Here is a 15,884-nt window from a genome sequence, read left to right on the forward strand (position 1 = left end):
GCTCAGCCCGGGGAGGGATAAGAGCTAGGCGCCTTTTCGCCTTGTCGGGCGAATCTCTCGCTCTTAGAGGAGCTGCAGCCGCTTTACCGCGGGCGCTCGGGAGCTGAGGCGGGAGAGGCATGCGGGAGGTTGGGAGGGATCGGCTTTAGCAATCTGTACGTGGCGCGATTCGGCAACGCGGATAGGGGGTGCGCTATAGCCCGAAGAACGCCGTCGCCGCCGCCGTGCTGTTTGCCGCGGTCACTTCGGCGGGTTCGCCGCGGTCGCGCGCGACTTCCTCGCAGATGTGCTTCAGGTACATCGGCTCGTTGCGCCGGTGGCTCGGCTGCGGGCGTACGGTGCGCGGCAGCAGGTAGGGGGCATCGGTTTCCAGCAGCAGGCGGTCGGCGGGGATCTCGCGCACGAACTGCTTCAGGTGCGTGCCGCGGCGCTCGTCGCAGATCCAGCCGGTGATGCCGATGTGGCAATCCAGCGCCAGGTAGTCGTGCAGCGCCTCGCGGGTGTCGGTGAAGCAGTGCACCACCGCCGCCGGTACGCGGTCGCGGTAGCGCCTGAGCAGGGCGAAGAAATCCGCGTGCGCGTCGCGCTGGTGCAGGAACAGCGGCTTGCCCATCTGCGCGGCGATCAGGAGCTGCTGCTCGAATACGCGAAGCTGCACTTCGCGCGGGGAATAGTTGCGGTGGTAGTCCAGCCCGGTCTCGCCCACGGCGCGCACCTGCGGCAGCAGGGCCAGTTCGCGCAGGCGCGCGTCGGTGGCCTCGTCGTAGTCGATCGCGTGGTGCGGATGCACGCCCGCCGTGGCCCACAGCACGCCCGGGCGTTCCTGCGCCAGCGCCAGCGCCTCCTCGCTGCCCTCGCGCGAGGCGCCGGTCACCACCATCCGCGTGACGCCCTGCTCCGCGGCCCGTGCAAGGACTTGTGCGAAGTCGTGCCCGAAGGACTCGTGGGTGAGGTTGGCGCCGATGTCGATCAGCTGCATGGCCGGCCCGCAAAAGCGGGCATTGTTGCAAAGCGGCCCGGTTTGGCAAGCCATCGGTTCGTTGGCGGACTCCGCCGCCGCCGGCGCGACCACCATGATGCCGATAGGTGCCGCCGCGACCGCCGGTACGACGGCGCTGGATGCGGCCGCAGCGGCCAGCACCGCTACATGCCGGCCGCTTCACGTTTCGCTGAACTCGGCGGCGGGATGGTAGTCCGACCTTCCGCGGCCTCCCGCCCCCGTGCTCGCGCCCGGGCCGCGGGATGTGCTACCAATGGGTTTTCTCGTCGACGCAGGGGGTGTTGACGGGTTGGCGTGACTGGCGGGAGACACTGCATGTCGGCAGTTCCAACGCCGGCGGCTACCTGGGCGCTCACCGTGGACGACCGCGAAGCGGCTGTCTGCGCACTCCTGGTGTCGCGCGGCAACCTCAAGGACAGCGACCTCCATCGCGCGCGCCGCCTCCACGAGGAGGCGCCGGAGGGCACCCTGACCGCGCTGATGGCGCGGCTGGGGCTGGTGTCCGAGCGCGACCTGGCCGAGGCCTGGTCCGAACTGCTCGGCGTGCCGCTGCTCGTCGCGCGCGATGCCCCGGAAATGCCGCCGGCCGAGCCGGAGCTGTCCCTGCGCTTCCTCAAGCAGCAGCACGTGGTGCCGGTGCGCGAGGGCGAGGACGATCTGGCGCTGGTGGTGGCCGATCCGGCCGATCCCTATCCGCTGCAGGCCGTCGAGCTGGCCGCCGGCCGGCCGGTGGCGCTGCGCATCGGCCTGCGCTCGGAGATCGACGACCTGATCGAGCGCTACTACGGCAGTGGCCGCTCGGCCATGGGCACGATCGTGGAGAACCTGGGCGGCGAAGCAAGCGAGGAGGACGACGTCGAGCACCTGCGCGACCTGGCTTCCGAGGCGCCGGTGATCCGCCTGGTCAACCTGATCCTGCAGCGCGCGGTGGAGCAGCGCGCCTCCGACGTGCACATCGAGCCGTTCGAAAACCGCCTGAAGGTGCGCTACCGCATCGATGGCGTGCTGCACGAGGTCGAGGCGCCGCCGTCCTCGTCCACCGCGGCGGTGATCAGCCGCGTCAAGATCATGGCCAAGCTCAACATCGCCGAGCGCCGGCTGCCGCAGGACGGGCGCATCCAGCTGCGCGTGCAGGGCAAGGAGCTGGACCTGCGCGTGTCGACCGTGCCGACCGCCTACGGCGAGTCGGTGGTGATGCGCATCCTCGACCGCGAGTCGGTGGTGTTCGACTTCGCCTCGCTCGGCTTCACGCCCGAGTTCGAGAAGCGCTTCGTCGAGGTGCTGGAGCGGCCCAACGGCATCCTGCTGGTGACCGGCCCCACCGGTTCGGGCAAGACCACCACGCTCTATACGGCGCTGTCGCGGATCAATACGCCGGACGTCAAGATCATCACCGTCGAGGACCCGGTCGAGTATCAGCTCGAGGGCATCAACCAGATCCAGGTCAAGCCGCAGATCGGGCTGGATTTCGCCAACGCCTTGCGCTCGATCATGCGCCAGGACCCGGACGTGATCATGATCGGCGAGATGCGCGACCTGGAGACCTGCCGCATCGCGATCCAGTCCGCGCTCACCGGCCACCTGGTGCTCTCCACCCTGCACACCAACTCGGCCGCCGGCGGCGTCACGCGCTTGCTGGACATGGGCGTGGAGGACTACCTGCTCGGCTCGACCGTCAACGCGATCCTGGCCCAGCGCCTGGTGCGCCGGCTCGACCCGGAAACGGCGATCCCCTACGAGCCCACGCCCGAGGTGATCGCCGAATTCGAACTGGACAAGTACACCGACGAGCGCCCGATCCGCCTGTGGAAACCTGGCGGCAGCGCCGCCAACCCCACCGGCTACCGCGGCCGCCGCGCCATCGTCGAGTTCCTGGTGATGAGCGAGCCGCTGCGCCGGCTGGTGATGCAGCGCGCCGACGCCAGCGAGATCGAGCGGCAGGCCCGTGCCGAAGGCATGCGCACCATGTACGAGGATGGCATCGCCAAGGCCGTCGCCGGCGTGACCACGCTGGAGGAGGTGCTGCGTGTCACGCAGGAGGGCTAGCGCCCTGGCGGGCGTGGGAACGGGGAACGGGGAACGGGGAACATGCCCGTCACCCGTGCTCACCGTCGGCGCTCTGCAGGCTGCCTGCAGAGCGCGACGCGCCGGCTTCGCCGCGTACCGACCGTTCCCCGTTCCCTGTTCCCCGTTCCCCGCTGCGAAGCCATGACCCAGTTCCGCTACCGCGCCATCAGCGCCGCCGGCGAGGCGCTCGAGGGGCAGATCGAGGCGCCGAGCCTGGAGGAGGCGATCGGCCGCCTGCAGGACCAGGGCCACACGCCGCTGGAAGCGCGGCCCGCCGACGCGATCGGCGAGGGCTCGGCGCTCGCCGCGCTGTTCAAGCGCGGGCCGTTCACCGGCGACCAGCTGGCGCAGTTCACCCACCAGCTGGCGACCCTGCTCGGCGCCGGCCAGCCGCTGGACCGCGCGCTGGGCATCCTGCTGGAGCTGCCCGAGGGCGAGCGCGCCAAACGCCTGGTCGAACGCGTGCGCGACCGCGTGCGCGGCGGCACCACGCTGTCGCAGGCGCTGGACGAGGAGCACGGCGTGTTTCCCAAGCTGTACGTCTCGCTGGTGCGCGCGGGCGAGGCGGGCGGTTCGCTGGAGGACACGCTGCGCCGCCTGGCCGACTACCTGGAGCGCGCGCAGCAGCTGCGCGGTTCGATCATCAACGCGCTGATCTACCCGGCCTTCCTGCTGGTCGGCGTGCTCGGCTCGCTGGTGCTGCTGCTGGCCTACGTGGTGCCGCAGTTCGTGCCGATCTTCGAGGACATGCAGGTGCCGATCCCGTGGATCACGCGGGCGGTGCTGTTCATCGGCAGTGTGCTGCAATCGTGGTGGTGGTTGATGCTGCTGGTACTGGTGGGCGGGACGCTGGTGTGGCGCGCCCGCCTGCGCGACCCGGCCCAGCGCATGGCCTGGCACGCGAGGCTGCTGACCTTGCGCGTGGTCGGGCCGCTGCTGCTGAAGGTCGAGACCGCACGCATCGCGCGTACGCTGGGCACGTTGCTCAGGAACGGCGTGCCGCTGCTCGCGGCGCTGGGGATCGCCCGCCAGGTCACCGGCAACACCGCGCTGGACGATGCGCTGGCGCAGGCCGCCGAGCAGGTCAAGGGAGGCGGGGGCCTGAGCGCCGCGCTGGCGCGCTCGCAGCGCTTCCCGCGGCTGGCCCTGCAGATGGTGCAGGTGGGCGAGGAGGCCGGGCAGCTGGACAGCATGCTGCTCAAGGTCGCCGACACCTTCGACATCGAATCCAAGCGCGCGATCGACCGCCTGCTCGCCGCGCTGGTGCCGGCGCTGACCATCGTGATGACGATGCTGGTGGCGATCATCATGGCGGCGATCCTGCTGCCGCTCCTGAGCCTGACCTCGAACATTCAGTGACGTTGGAGAGACCTATGATTTATCAGACAAGGGAACGGGGGATGGGGAACGGGGAACGTCCATGCTGCGGCAGGGCTGCGCTTTTCCCGTTCCCGATTCGCCGTTCCCCGCGCGTCCAGCGCTCGCCGCGCGCCAAGGGCTTCACCCTGCTGGAGATGCTCGCCGTGATCGTGCTGATCGGCATCATCGGCGCGGTGGTGGTGACCCAGGTCGGCAAGAACGTGGACAAGGGCAAGTACGGCGCCGGCAAGGCCCAGCTGACCACGCTCAGCCAGAAGATCGAGAACTACGCGCTGGACAACGGCTCGCCGCCCGCGCAGCTGAAGGACCTGGTGGCCAAGCCGGCCAACGCGCCGAACTGGCAGGGGCCGTATGCCAAGCCCTCCGACCTGGTCGATCCCTGGGGCCATGCCTTCGGCTACAAGTACCCCGGTGAACACGGCAGCTTCGACCTGATCTTCTACGGCCGGGACGGCCAGCCCGGCGGCGACGGCTACGACAAGGATGTCGGGAACTGGCAATGAAGGCAGGGAACGGGGAATGGGGAACGGGGAACGTGCTGGCCTCAGAGGCCCGCCGCTCCGTGCCTGTTCGTGGCCGGAAGCGGGGCCTGCACGGCGGACCCGCATGTTCCCCGTTCCCCGTTCGCCGTTCCCGGCGCGCAACGCGCGCCCATGGCTTCACCCTCCTCGAAATGCTCGCCGTGATCCTGCTGATCGGCATCGCCGCGGCGGCGGTGTCGGTATCGGTGAGCCAGGGCCTGGCCAGCGCGCGCGTGCGTGCGGCCAGCATCGAGCTCGCGGCCGCGCTGCGCGCCACGCGCGCGCAGGCCATCGTCAAGGGCCAGGATCAGACCTTCGACGTGGACACCCGGGCCGCCAGCTACCGCGCCGCCGGCGGCAAGCCGGTGGCGCTGCCCAAGGGCATGCGCCTGTCCATCACCAGCGCGCGCGAGGACCAGCCCGACCGCCACACCGGCCGCATCCGCTTCTTCCCCGATGGCAGTTCCACCGGCGGCCACATCCTCCTGCAGCGTGGCGCGCGCCGCTGGCAGGTCAACGTGGCCTGGCTCACCGGGGCGGTGAGCGTGGTGACCTCGTGAGAACGGGGAACGGGGAACGGGGAACGGGGAACGTGCGGGCCGCTGAGGCCCGCCGCTCCGTGCCTGTTCGTGACCGGAAGCGGGGTCTGCACGGCAAAGCCGCACGTTCCCCGTTCCCCGTTCCCCGTTCCCCGTTCCAAACATCCGTTCCCCGCACCCCGCGCACCCAGCGCCCCCGCGGCTTCAGCCTGCTCGAAGTCATCGCCGCGGTGCTGCTGCTGGCGATCACCTTCGCCTCGCTGATGCGCGTGGCCGGCAGCTCGCTCAACCTCACCGCGCGCTCGGCCGAACGCAGCCAGGCGGCGATGTGGGCGCATAGCCTGCTGGACAGCGCTTTCGTGCTGGAGCCTATCCGCGCCGGCCGCAGCAGCGGCCGTTTCGACCCGCGCTATCGCTGGCAACTGGACGTGGAGCCCTTCCAGCCCGCGCCGACGGCGCCCGTCGCCGGGCCGCAACCGCAGTCGCCAGCCTCGCCGCTGAAGCTCTACCGGCTCGACCTGGACGTGCTGTGGAGCAGCGCCGGCCACGACTACAGCGCGCGCTTCAGCACGCTGCGCGTGGGTGGACCGCAGCCGGTGGCGGGGAACGGGGCATGAGCACCTCGCGCATCCGCGGCTTCAGCCTGATGGAAGTGCTTGCCGCACTGGCACTGTTGGCGCTGCTGCTGGTCGGGGTGTACTCGGGCATCCGCACCGCCTCGCACAGCGTGCGCGCGGGCAGTGCGGCGGTGGAACGCCTCGATGCGGTGCGCTCGGCGCAGGACTTCCTGCGCCGCGAACTGGCCCAGGCGATGACCCAGCAACTGGCCAAGAACCCCGATAACGACGAGCCGATCTTCTTCAAGGGCGATGCCCGCTCGATGAGCTTCGTGGCGCCGCTGCCGGGTTACCTCGGCAAGCTCGGCCCGCAGGCGCAGACGCTCGAGCTGGTGGACAACGGCAAGGGCGGGCAGCGCCTGCAGGTCCGCTTCGCGTTGCTGCCGCCGGGCGGCCAGCCGCTGCCGGCCGGCCCCCCGCAGGTGCTGTTGGATGACGTGCGCGCCGGCGGTTTCCAGTACCGCGGGTCCGACCCGCAGGGCCGCGTGGGTGCGTGGAGCGCCAGCTGGCCGCAGGGCGATCGCCTGCCGCAGCTGGTGCGCATCGACCTGCGCCTGGCCGGCACCGGCTACTGGCCGCAGCTGACCGTGCCGCTGCGCGTGGATGCTTCGGCCAACCAGCGCGCCTTCGCGATGCTCGAGCGCGAAGGCCCGGTGCTCGCCTGGAGCCGGCCGTGAACACGCGCGGCCTCCGTACCCAGCGCGGCGTCGCCTTGCTGCTGGTGCTTTGGGCCTGCACGCTGCTGGCGATCATGCTCGGCGGCTACGCCATGCTGGCGCGCTCCGAAGGCCTGCAGGCGCGCTACCAGTTCGCCCAGACGCAGGCGCAGTACGACGCCGAGGCCGGCCTGGCGCGGGCGATCTACGGCCTGCAGGACACCCGGTTGCCGCAGCGCTGGCTGGCCGACGGGCGGCCGTACATCTTCACCTTCGCCGGCGCCAAGGTGCGGGTGAGCGTGGTCGACGAAGGCGGCAAGGTGGATTTGAACAGCGCCTCGCCGATCGTGCTGCAGGGGCTGTTCCGCGCCGCCGGCGTGAACCCGGACGCGGCGCAGAAGCTGGCCGCTGCGGTGGTCGACTGGCGTGGCGCCGACCTCGGGACGAAGGTGGGCCTGGACGTCTATACGGCCAACGGGTACAAGCCGCGCCATTCGCCCTTCCTCAGCATCGAGGAACTGCAGCAGGTGGCGGGCATGACCCCCGCGCTCTATCGCGCGGTGGCCGGCGCGGTCACGATCTGGTCCGGTCGCGAGAGCCCCGATCCCAATACCGCCCAGTCGCTGGCGCTGGCGGCGATCCCCGGCATGACGCCCGAGCGCGTGGCGCAGGTGACCGCGGCGCGGCAGGCCACCCGTCCGGGCGTGGCGGGCCTGTTCGCCGGCAATGGGGTGACGCATAGTATCCGTTCGGAGGCCACGATGGCCGACGGCACGCGCGCCGTACTGCATGCCACCGTGCGCCTGCAGGGCGTGCGTGCGGGTGCGCAGCCCTACGCGGTGCTGCACTGGCGGGAGGGTGACCGCGAATGACGACCGCAACGCAATCGCTGCGTCCGCAGCTGGACCGCCTGCGCCGTGGCTGGCGCGCCTCGCCGCTGCCGCGCTTCTTCGCCTGGTGGGGCGGTGAACTGGCGGCGCTGCTGCCGGCCTCCTGGCGCAGGCTGTTCGGCGGCGGCGCCCAGTGGTACCTGCTGCAGCGGACCGACGGCCGCTGGGAACTGCGCCGCGCAGGCGAGCCGGAGCTGCGCGCGCAATGGCCGCGCGGCACCGAGGCGGCGATAGAACAGGCCGCGTTGTCGTCGGCCATCCGCGAGGTCGATCGCGAGGACCTGCGCCTGGCGCTGCTGCTGCCGGCCGCCGCGGCGCTGCGCCGGCGCCTGCTGCTGCCGCGCGCGGCAGCGGACAACCTGCAGCAGGTGGGCGCCTTCGAGATGGACCGGCAGACGCCCTTCCGCGTCGAGCAGGTGTACTACGCGCTGATCGAACTGGACACGCCCGCGCCCGCGGGTCGTTTCTTCGCCGAACTGGTGGCGGTGCCGCGCGACGCGCTCGACCCGCTGCTGGCCGAGCTGGAAGGCGCCGGCATCCGGGTCGACGCGGTGGACGTGGCGCAAGGCGCCGGTCGGCTCGGCGTGAACCTGCTGCCGCCGGCGCGGGTGCCGCGTCGCGCCAACCCCCGCCAGCGGCTCAACCTGGCCCTCGGCGCCGCCGCCGTGTTGCTGCTGGTGCTGGTGCTGGCGCAGTGGCTGGGCAACCGCACCCAGGCGCTCGCCGCCATGCAGGCGCAGGTCGAGGGCATGCAGGCCGAGGCGCAGCAGGTCGGCGCGCTGCGCCAGGAGCTGCAGGACAACGCCGGCGCGGCGAGCTTCCTGGTGAGGCGCAAGCAGACCCGCGTCACCATGCTCGACCTGCTGCTGGACCTCACCCGCCGGTTGCCGCAGAGCGCCTGGCTGGAGCGGCTGAGCGTGGACCCCAGCGGCCAGGTCGGCTTCCAGGGGCAGGCGCCGCAGGCGGCGGCGCTGATCGACGCGCTGAAGGATTCGAAGACCGTGCGCGACCCCAATTTCCAGGGCAGCATCCAGCCCGATCCGCAGACCGGCAAGGAGCGCTTCTACATGGTCGCGCAGCTGCGCCAGGCCGGCACGACCGCCAAGGGCGCGCCGGCCCGCGCCGCCTCGGAGGCGCAGCCATGAGGCAGCTCGTGCTCAAGCCGCGCGACAGCCGCATCGCCGCCGTGCTGCTGCTCCTGCTGGCGCTGGCGCTGGTGTACTTCCTGTTCATCCACTGGTGGTTCGTGGCGCCGCTGCGCCAGGTCGATGCGCAGATGGCCGAGCTGCGCGACACGCAGAGCCGCTATGCCGCGGCGATCGCCGAGAAGCCGCAATTGCAGCGGCGCATCGCCGAGCTCGGCGCAGGCCAGGCGGCCAGCGCCGCGTTCCTGCCCGAGGCCGACCCCAACGCCGCCTCGGCCGGCTTGATGCAGCGCGTGGTCGACGCGGTGGGCACGCATACCGCCGGCGGCGGCTGCGAGGTCACTCAGAAGATGCCGCTGCCCAATCCGCCGGAGGACGACAACAGCCCCTACCGCAAGGCGGCGGTGAGCATCAGCCTGCGCTGCGACATGGAACCGCTGGTGGCGGTGCTCAACGCGCTGGAGCAGGGCACGCCGTACCTGTTCGTCGACGACTTGAGCCTCTACCGCAACCCGGTCGCCGCGCAGCAGGGCAACCAGCCGTCGCTGGAGGTGCAGTTCACGCTCTCCGGCTACGTGCGTCCGGCGCGCACCCCGGTGGCCGCACCGCCCGCACCGGACAACGGCGCCGACAACGGGGAGGCGCCATGAACGCCGCCGCGCAACGCCGGCTCACCGCGCCGCTGGCGGCGGCGGTGCTGCTGCTGGGCGTGCTGTTCCTGGCTCTGCTCGCAGGCATCGGCCGCGGCGTGCACTGGGCGCCGCCGCGTGCGAGCGCGCCGCTGCCGGCGCAGCACGCCGCCACGCTGCCGCCGCCGGTGCCGCTGGAGCACTATGCGCCGGTGTGGCAGCAGCCGCTGTTCGATCCGGGCCGCAAGCCGGTGGCGCACGCCGCCAGCGGCGGCGGCCAGCTGGGCGACATGCAGCTGACCGGCATCATCGTGACGCCGACCCTGCGCATGGCCCTGCTGCACAACAAGCGCGAGGGCGAGAACGGCCAGGAACTGCGCGTGCGCGAAGGCACCCGCCTGCCCGACGGCAGTTGGACCCTGGTCGAGGTACGTCCGCGTTCGGCGGTGTTCGACTCCGCCAGCGGCCGCGTCGAGCTGCAGCTGCCGGTCGGCGCGCCGATCGAACAGACGCATGGCGGCCAGGAGCCGGCCGGTCGTCCGGCCGAGGCCTCCTCGGTGCCCAATGAACTGCCCGAGGGCTCCGGCCAGCGGCCCGCGCTCGAGCCGGAGCCGGCCAAGACTGAAGATCAGCCCGGCGCCATCCCGGCCGCTCCGCAGAGCGGCGGCGGCGGAGGCGAAGGCGGAGCGCCCTCCGGCGGCGCCGCCCTCTCCGCCCTGCGCGGCGGTCCAGCGAACGTGGACGTGAGCAACGACGAGCGCCAGGCCGCGCGCGTGCGCCAGCTCAGGGCCGCCATCGAAAAGCGCCGCGCCGAACAGGCCGCCGCGCAAGCAAATCAAGGAGAACGCTGAACCATGTCCACCCTAGCCCTGCACCGTCTGTTCCGGATCGGCGCGATAGCGCTGATGGTCTGGCTTGCCGGCTGCTCCAGCATGCCGCAGCCGCACGATGACTACGCCCTGCAGCGCGAGGCCGTAGCCGGCACCGAGAAGCCCGCGCCGGCGCCGCTGCCGCTCAACAACGGCGCCAATCCCGCCGAGGAGGGCAATCCGGCGCCGCAGGTCAACAATGGCACCGGCCAGTTCATCCGTCCGCAGGCGCTGGCGCGGCCGCGCCCGCCGGCACACGGCGAGAACGCGGTGACTTTCAACTTCGAGAACCAGCCGGTGCAGGCGGTGGTCAAGGCGATCCTGGGCGATTTCCTGAAGAAGAACTACACCATCGTGCCGGGCGTGCAGGGCAACATCTCCTTCTCCACCTCCGAGCCGATCGACGCCAGCCAGGCGCTGCCGGTGCTGGAGACGCTCTTGTCCTGGACCGGCAATGCGCTGGTGCAGCAGAACGGCAGCTACGTGGTGCTGCCGGCCAAGAACGCGGTGGCCGGCAGCCTGGTGCCGAGCCTGGGCGCGGTGGCGCCACAGGGCGGCATGCAGGCGCGGCTGTTCCCGCTGCACTACATCTCCGCCACGCAGATGCAGAAGCTGATCAAGCCGTTCGCGCGGCCCGACGCGATCCTGCTGGTCGACTCGGCACGCAACCTGCTTGTGCTGGCCGGCACGCCCTCCGAGCTGGACAACTACGCACGTACCGTGCGCACCTTCGACGTGGACTGGTTGAAGGGCATGTCGGTGGGCGTGTTCAGCCTGCAGCGCGCCAACGTCACCGACCTGATGCCCAAGCTCGATGCGATGTTCGGCAAGCAGGGCGACACGCCACTGGCCGGCATGCTGCGCTTCATCCCGATCGAGCGCACCAACGCGCTGGTGGTGATCAGCGCACAGCCGGACTACCTGCAGGAAGTGGGCGACTGGATCGCGCGGATCGACCGCGGCGGCGGCAACGAACCGCAGCTCTACGTCTACGACGTGCGCAACATCAAGGCCTCGGATCTGGCCAAGTACCTGGCGCAGATCTACGCCAACGCGGCCGCTGGCGGCAGCAGCGGCGGCGAGGTCGGGCCCGGTCTTTCCTCCGGCACGCTGGGCAGCGCCGAGAACGCCAACGGCACGCCGATGGGCAGCACGGCCGGCGGCTTCGGCAACAGTGGTGGGATTGCCGGCGGCGAAGGCGGCCTCAAGGGCGGCAATGACCTGGGCGGTGGTGGCGGGTTGGGTGGCAACGGCGGCGGCCTGCTGGGCGGCGGCAACAATGGCACCGGCGCTCTGGGCGGCACCGGCGCCAGCGGCGGCTTCGGCAACAACAGCGGCCTGGCCGGCGCGACCAGCGCCGCCAACGACCAGCAGTACAGCTCCGCCGACGGCTCGATCAAGATCAGCTCGGTAGACGCGAACAACCAGCTGCTGGTGCGCGCGCGGCCCTCGCAGTGGTCGGAGATCGAGGCGGCGATCAAGCGCCTGGACACGGTGCCGCTGCAGGTGCAGATCGAGACGCGCATCCTGGAAGTGCAGCTCACCGGCGCGCTGCAGTTCGGCGTGCAGTGGTACCTGGAAGGCCTGATCGGCGGCACGCCCAACAGCAGCGGCGGCATCACGCCGGGCCAGCCGGGCAACCAGCAGCAGTGGGCGCTGGGCAAGGGCGGCATGATCTACAACCCCAACAACGACTCGTTCTTCTACTCCTTCCTCAACCACGACCTGCAGGTCGCGCTGCACGCGCAGGAAACCAACGGCAACGTCAAGACGCTCTCGGCGCCCTCGCTGGTGGTGCTGAACAACCAGGTCGCGCACATCCAGGCCGGCGACCAGATCCCGGTCAACCAGACCTACTTCACGCCGGGACTGGGCACCATCGGCAGCCAGAACCCCACCACCATCGGGCAGGTGCAATACATCAGCACGGGCGTGATCCTGGACGTGCAGCCGCGCATCAACCCGGGTGGCCTGGTCTACCTCAACATCAAGCAGCAGGTGAGCGTGCCCTCGACCAAGGACACCAACGGCAACTACACCATCCAGCAGCGCGAGATCGCCACCCAGGTCGGCGTGCAAAGCGGGCAGACCGTGCTGCTCGGCGGCCTGATCCGCCAGGACGAGGGCAACACCGACACCGGCATCCCGGGCCTCAACCGCGTACCGATCGTGGGCCGGCTGTTCGGTTCCACCGACCGCCACCGCAACCGCTCCGAGCTGATCGTGCTGATCACTCCGCGCGTGATCGGTTCCAGCGACGACGCCAGGCGCATCACCGACGAATACCAGGCCAAGTTCGAATCGCTCGCGCCGCTGCGCGCCGAGCGCGCCAAGCAGCCGCCGCCGCCCGCCGCCTCGCCGGTCGACGTGCCGCTGCCCACGCCGCCGGCCACGCCCGAGCAACTGAACCAGCAGGCCGAGGCCGCGCTCAGGCAGACCGACTACGCTGCCGCGCAGCGCCTGGCGCTGGAGTCCTGGCGCAACGGCCCGCAGCACGGCGACCTGTGCGCGCGCAACTGGCAGATCATCGCCGACGTGCGCATACACCTGGGCGATACCGAGGGCGTGGCGACGGCGCGCAAATGGGTCGCGCAGTGCATGGCGGGGAAGTAGGGCGCAAGCGGTGACCCTCCCGTATCCGCTGGGGAGGGCTGCCGCGGCTTTTGCTCCTCCCCCGTTTGACGGGGAGGGTGCCCGAAGGACGGATGGGGAGGCCTTGCCCCAGCCCTTATCATCCGCGCCAATGAAGCAAGCCGATTTCCCCATCACGCCGCTGCTCGCCGAGCTGCGTGCTTCGCTCGACGCCCATCCGCGCCTGGTCCTCGAGGCGCCGCCCGGCGCCGGCAAGACCACCCAGGTGCCGCCGGCGCTGCTCGATGCCCCGTGGCTGGCCGGCCGCCGCATCGTGATGCTGGAGCCGCGCCGCATCGCCGCGCGCGCCGCGGCGCAGTTCATGGCCGCCCAGCGCGGCGAGGAGATCGGCCAGACGGTCGGCTACCGCATCCGCTTCGAGTCGAAGGTCAGCGCGGCCACCCGCATCGAGGTGGTCACCGAAGGCATCCTGACGCGGCTGATCCAGGACGACCCCGAGCTCGAAGGCATCGGCGCGATCCTGTTCGACGAGTTCCACGAACGCCACCTGGCGGGCGACCTGGGCCTGGCGCTCGCGCTCGAGGTGCAGGCCGGCTTGCGTCCGGACCTGCGCCTGCTGGTGATGTCCGCCACGCTCGATGGCGAGCGCATCGCGCGCTGGCTCGACGCGCCGCGGCTGTCCAGCCCGGGTCGCAGCTTTCCCGTGCGCATCGAGCATCCGCCCTCGCGCGCGCAGGAAACACCCGAGCACCAGCTCGCCCGCGTCGTGCGCCTGGCGCTGGAGGAGAACGAGGGCGACGTGCTGGTGTTCCTGCCCGGCCGCCGCGAGATCGGTCGCGCGCAGGCGCTGCTGGACAAGGCGCTGCCAGCGTCCATCGGAAAGGATGCGGTCGGCGCGGCTGATCGCGCTTCGCCGCCGGCTCCCGGGAGCGGCGGATTCGAGCTCGAGATCGTCGCGCTGCACGGCGAGCTGTCGCTGGCCGAACAGCAAGCCGCGCTGGCGTCGGCCGAGCCCGGCACGCGCCGTGTGGTGCTGGCCACCAACGTGGCCGAGTCGAGCGTGACCCTGCCGGGCATCCGCGCAGTGGTCGATTCGGGCCTGGCGCGCGAGCCGCGCTTCGATCCCAACTCAGGCTTCTCGCGGCTGGAAACGGTAGCCATCTCGCAGGCCTCGGCCGACCAGCGCGCCGGCCGCGCCGGCCGCGTGGCCGAAGGCACGGCCTATCGCCTGTGGCCGCAGAGCCGCCGCCTGGAGGCCGCGCGCACGCCGGAGATCGCGCAGGCGGAACTCTCCGGCCTGGCGCTGGAGCTGGCCGCCTGGGGCGTCGCCGGCGACGAAGGCCTGCGCTGGCTCGACCCGCCGCCGCCCGGCGCACTTGCGCAGGCGCGCGAGCTGCTCGCCTCACTGGGGGCGCTCGATGCCAGCGGGCGCATCACGCCGCTGGGCCGGCGCATGCTGGAACTGGGCGCCGCTCCGCGACTGGCCGCCGCGGCCCTGCGCGCGCCGGCCGAACTGCATCCACTGGCGGCCGATCTGCTGGCGCTGGTGGAAGCACGCACGCCGCTGCGCGGCGAGCAGGCGCGCAGCGACGATTTCCGTGCCCGCGTGGTCGCGTTGCACGCCTGGCGCGACCGCCGCGCCGCGGCGCCCTCGTCGTCGGCGCGCGCCGGCGTGGACCACGGCGCGCTGGCCGCCATCGAGCAGGCGGCCAAGGGCTGGCGACGACGGCTGGACACGCGCACCCCCGCCAGCGGCGTGCCCGACAGCCACGCCGTGGGCGACCTGCTGCTGCACGCCTGGCCCGACCGCATCGCCCGCCAGGACGCCGCCAACCCACGCCGCTACACGCTGGCCAACGGCCGCGGCGCGGTATTGCACGAGGCCACCGCGCTGCTCGGCGAACCGTGGCTGGTGGTGCTCGACCTCAAGCGCGAGGCGCGCGACAGCCTGATCCTCGCCGCCGCGCCGTTCGATCCGCGCCGGCTGGAGCAGGAGTTACCGCAGCGTTTCCAGCGCGAGCGCACGCTGGGCTGGAACGAAGCGCGCGGCGCCGTGGAGGCGTTCGAGGAACGGCGCTTCGGCGCCATCGTGCTCGAGCGGCGCAGCGTGCCGGTCCAGCCCGGGGACGCGCTACCCGCCCTGCTCGCCGCGGTGCGCAGCCGCGGCCTGGATGCCTTGCCCTGGAGCGAAGCTGCGCGCCGCCTGCGCGCCCGCATGCAGGCGCTGGCCGGCTGGATGCCCGAGCTCGGTCTGCCGGACGTGTCCGAACCGGCGCTGCTCGCCACGCTGGAGGATTGGCTGGCGCCGTACCTCGCCGGCAAGCGCAAGCTCGATGCGCTGGGCAGCGACGAGCTCTCGCAGGCGCTCGCCGCGCAGCTCGACTACGAGCAACGCCGCCAGCTCGACGCGCAGGCGCCCGAGAGCCTCACCGTGCCCAGCGGCCAGACGCGCAAGCTCGATTACGCGGACGGGCCGCCCGTGCTCGCGGTGAAGCTGCAGGAACTGTTCGGCCTGGCCGACACGCCGCGCGTCGCCGGCGGCCGCGTGCCGGTGACCCTGCACCTGCTCTCGCCGGCCGGGCGTCCGATCCAGGTGACGCAGGACCTCAAGGGCTTCTGGGAGCGCACCTATCCGGAAGTGAAGAAGGAACTGAAGGGCCGCTACCCGCGCCACCCCTGGCCGGACGACCCGTGGTCGGCCACGCCGACGCACCGGGCCAAGCCGCGCGGAACGTGACTCCATCGCAAGGACCCCCATCCGCCTGCTGGCGCCTGCCCCGTGAACGGGGGAAGGACCCACGCGTTGGGCTTGGGAACCCTTCCGCCACGAGGCGACGGGAAGGATTCACACGTGGGACTCACGATCCCTTCCTCCGCGAAGGGGGGGGAAGGCGCCCGCAGGGCGGATGGGGGCGACTCTGCGAAGAACCCGCACCTTTCGCCGGCCAGCGAACCGCCCTTGCCACCGTCGGCACTAGA

13 protein-coding genes are annotated in these 15,884 nt (G+C 71.6%); 12 read left to right on the top strand and 1 reads right to left on the bottom strand.

Translation table 11 applies throughout. The features are described 5' to 3' along the window. Positions 1-193 precede the first annotated feature (193 nt). Positions 194-979, bottom strand: coding sequence for a TatD family hydrolase (locus VGU03_RS14300; RefSeq protein ID WP_327481640.1), 786 nt, complete (start codon positions 977-979; stop codon positions 194-196). A 336-nt stretch (positions 980-1,315) separates the two neighbouring features. Here VGU03_RS14300 and gspE point away from each other — a divergent pair, with 336 nt between their 5' ends. From gspE to hrpB, 12 genes are all read left to right on the top strand, one after another. Beyond that, positions 1,316-3,046: a type II secretion system ATPase GspE gene (gene gspE, locus VGU03_RS14305; RefSeq protein ID WP_327481642.1), complete on the top strand. Its 1,731-nt coding sequence runs from the start codon at positions 1,316-1,318 to the stop codon at positions 3,044-3,046. Positions 3,047-3,208: 162 nt separating this feature from the next. Further along, positions 3,209-4,426 (top strand): type II secretion system inner membrane protein GspF, encoded by a 1,218-nt coding sequence (gene gspF / locus VGU03_RS14310; protein WP_327481644.1) that lies wholly within the window; start codon positions 3,209-3,211, stop codon positions 4,424-4,426. Positions 4,427-4,467: 41 nt separating this feature from the next. After that, on the top strand, positions 4,468-4,950 hold the full coding sequence (gene gspG / locus VGU03_RS14315; protein WP_327481646.1) for a type II secretion system major pseudopilin GspG: 483 nt from the start codon (positions 4,468-4,470) through the stop codon (positions 4,948-4,950). Between the two features lie 86 nt (positions 4,951-5,036). Further along, positions 5,037-5,528, top strand: a complete 492-nt coding sequence (locus tag VGU03_RS14320; protein WP_327482122.1) for a GspH/FimT family pseudopilin — start codon at positions 5,037-5,039, stop codon at positions 5,526-5,528. Between the two features lie 59 nt (positions 5,529-5,587). Continuing rightward, positions 5,588-6,124 (top strand): prepilin-type N-terminal cleavage/methylation domain-containing protein, encoded by a 537-nt coding sequence (locus VGU03_RS14325; RefSeq protein WP_327481647.1) that lies wholly within the window; start codon positions 5,588-5,590, stop codon positions 6,122-6,124. Beyond that, positions 6,121-6,801: a type II secretion system protein GspJ gene (locus VGU03_RS14330; RefSeq protein WP_327481649.1), complete on the top strand. Its 681-nt coding sequence runs from the start codon at positions 6,121-6,123 to the stop codon at positions 6,799-6,801. The genes VGU03_RS14325 and VGU03_RS14330 overlap by 4 nt, the downstream gene beginning before the upstream one ends. After that, complete coding sequence (locus tag VGU03_RS14335; RefSeq protein WP_327481651.1) at positions 6,798-7,652, top strand: type II secretion system protein GspK; 855 nt, start codon at positions 6,798-6,800, stop codon at positions 7,650-7,652. The genes VGU03_RS14330 and VGU03_RS14335 overlap by 4 nt, the downstream gene beginning before the upstream one ends. After that, entirely contained in the window at positions 7,649-8,815 is a 1,167-nt protein-coding gene (locus VGU03_RS14340) for a PilN domain-containing protein (RefSeq protein ID WP_327481653.1), read from the top strand. Before VGU03_RS14335 ends, VGU03_RS14340 begins: the two co-directional genes overlap by 4 nt. Further along, complete coding sequence (gspM, locus tag VGU03_RS14345; RefSeq protein ID WP_327481655.1) at positions 8,812-9,465, top strand: type II secretion system protein GspM; 654 nt, start codon at positions 8,812-8,814, stop codon at positions 9,463-9,465. Before VGU03_RS14340 ends, gspM begins: the two co-directional genes overlap by 4 nt. After that, complete coding sequence (locus tag VGU03_RS14350) at positions 9,462-10,295, top strand: hypothetical protein (RefSeq protein ID WP_327481657.1); 834 nt, start codon at positions 9,462-9,464, stop codon at positions 10,293-10,295. Before gspM ends, VGU03_RS14350 begins: the two co-directional genes overlap by 4 nt. 3 nt (positions 10,296-10,298) lie before the next feature. After that, the gene (gene gspD / locus VGU03_RS14355; protein ID WP_327481659.1) at positions 10,299-12,926 is read left to right on the top strand and encodes a type II secretion system secretin GspD; all 2,628 of its coding nucleotides are present in this window, start codon (positions 10,299-10,301) and stop codon (positions 12,924-12,926) included. A 130-nt stretch (positions 12,927-13,056) separates the two neighbouring features. Continuing rightward, on the top strand, positions 13,057-15,642 hold the full coding sequence (gene hrpB / locus VGU03_RS14360; protein ID WP_327481660.1) for an ATP-dependent helicase HrpB: 2,586 nt from the start codon (positions 13,057-13,059) through the stop codon (positions 15,640-15,642). Positions 15,643-15,884: the final 242 nt, after the last annotated feature.

The organism is Frateuria sp. (genome assembly GCF_035944355.1).
GTDB lineage: Bacteria > Pseudomonadota > Gammaproteobacteria > Xanthomonadales > Rhodanobacteraceae > Frateuria_A.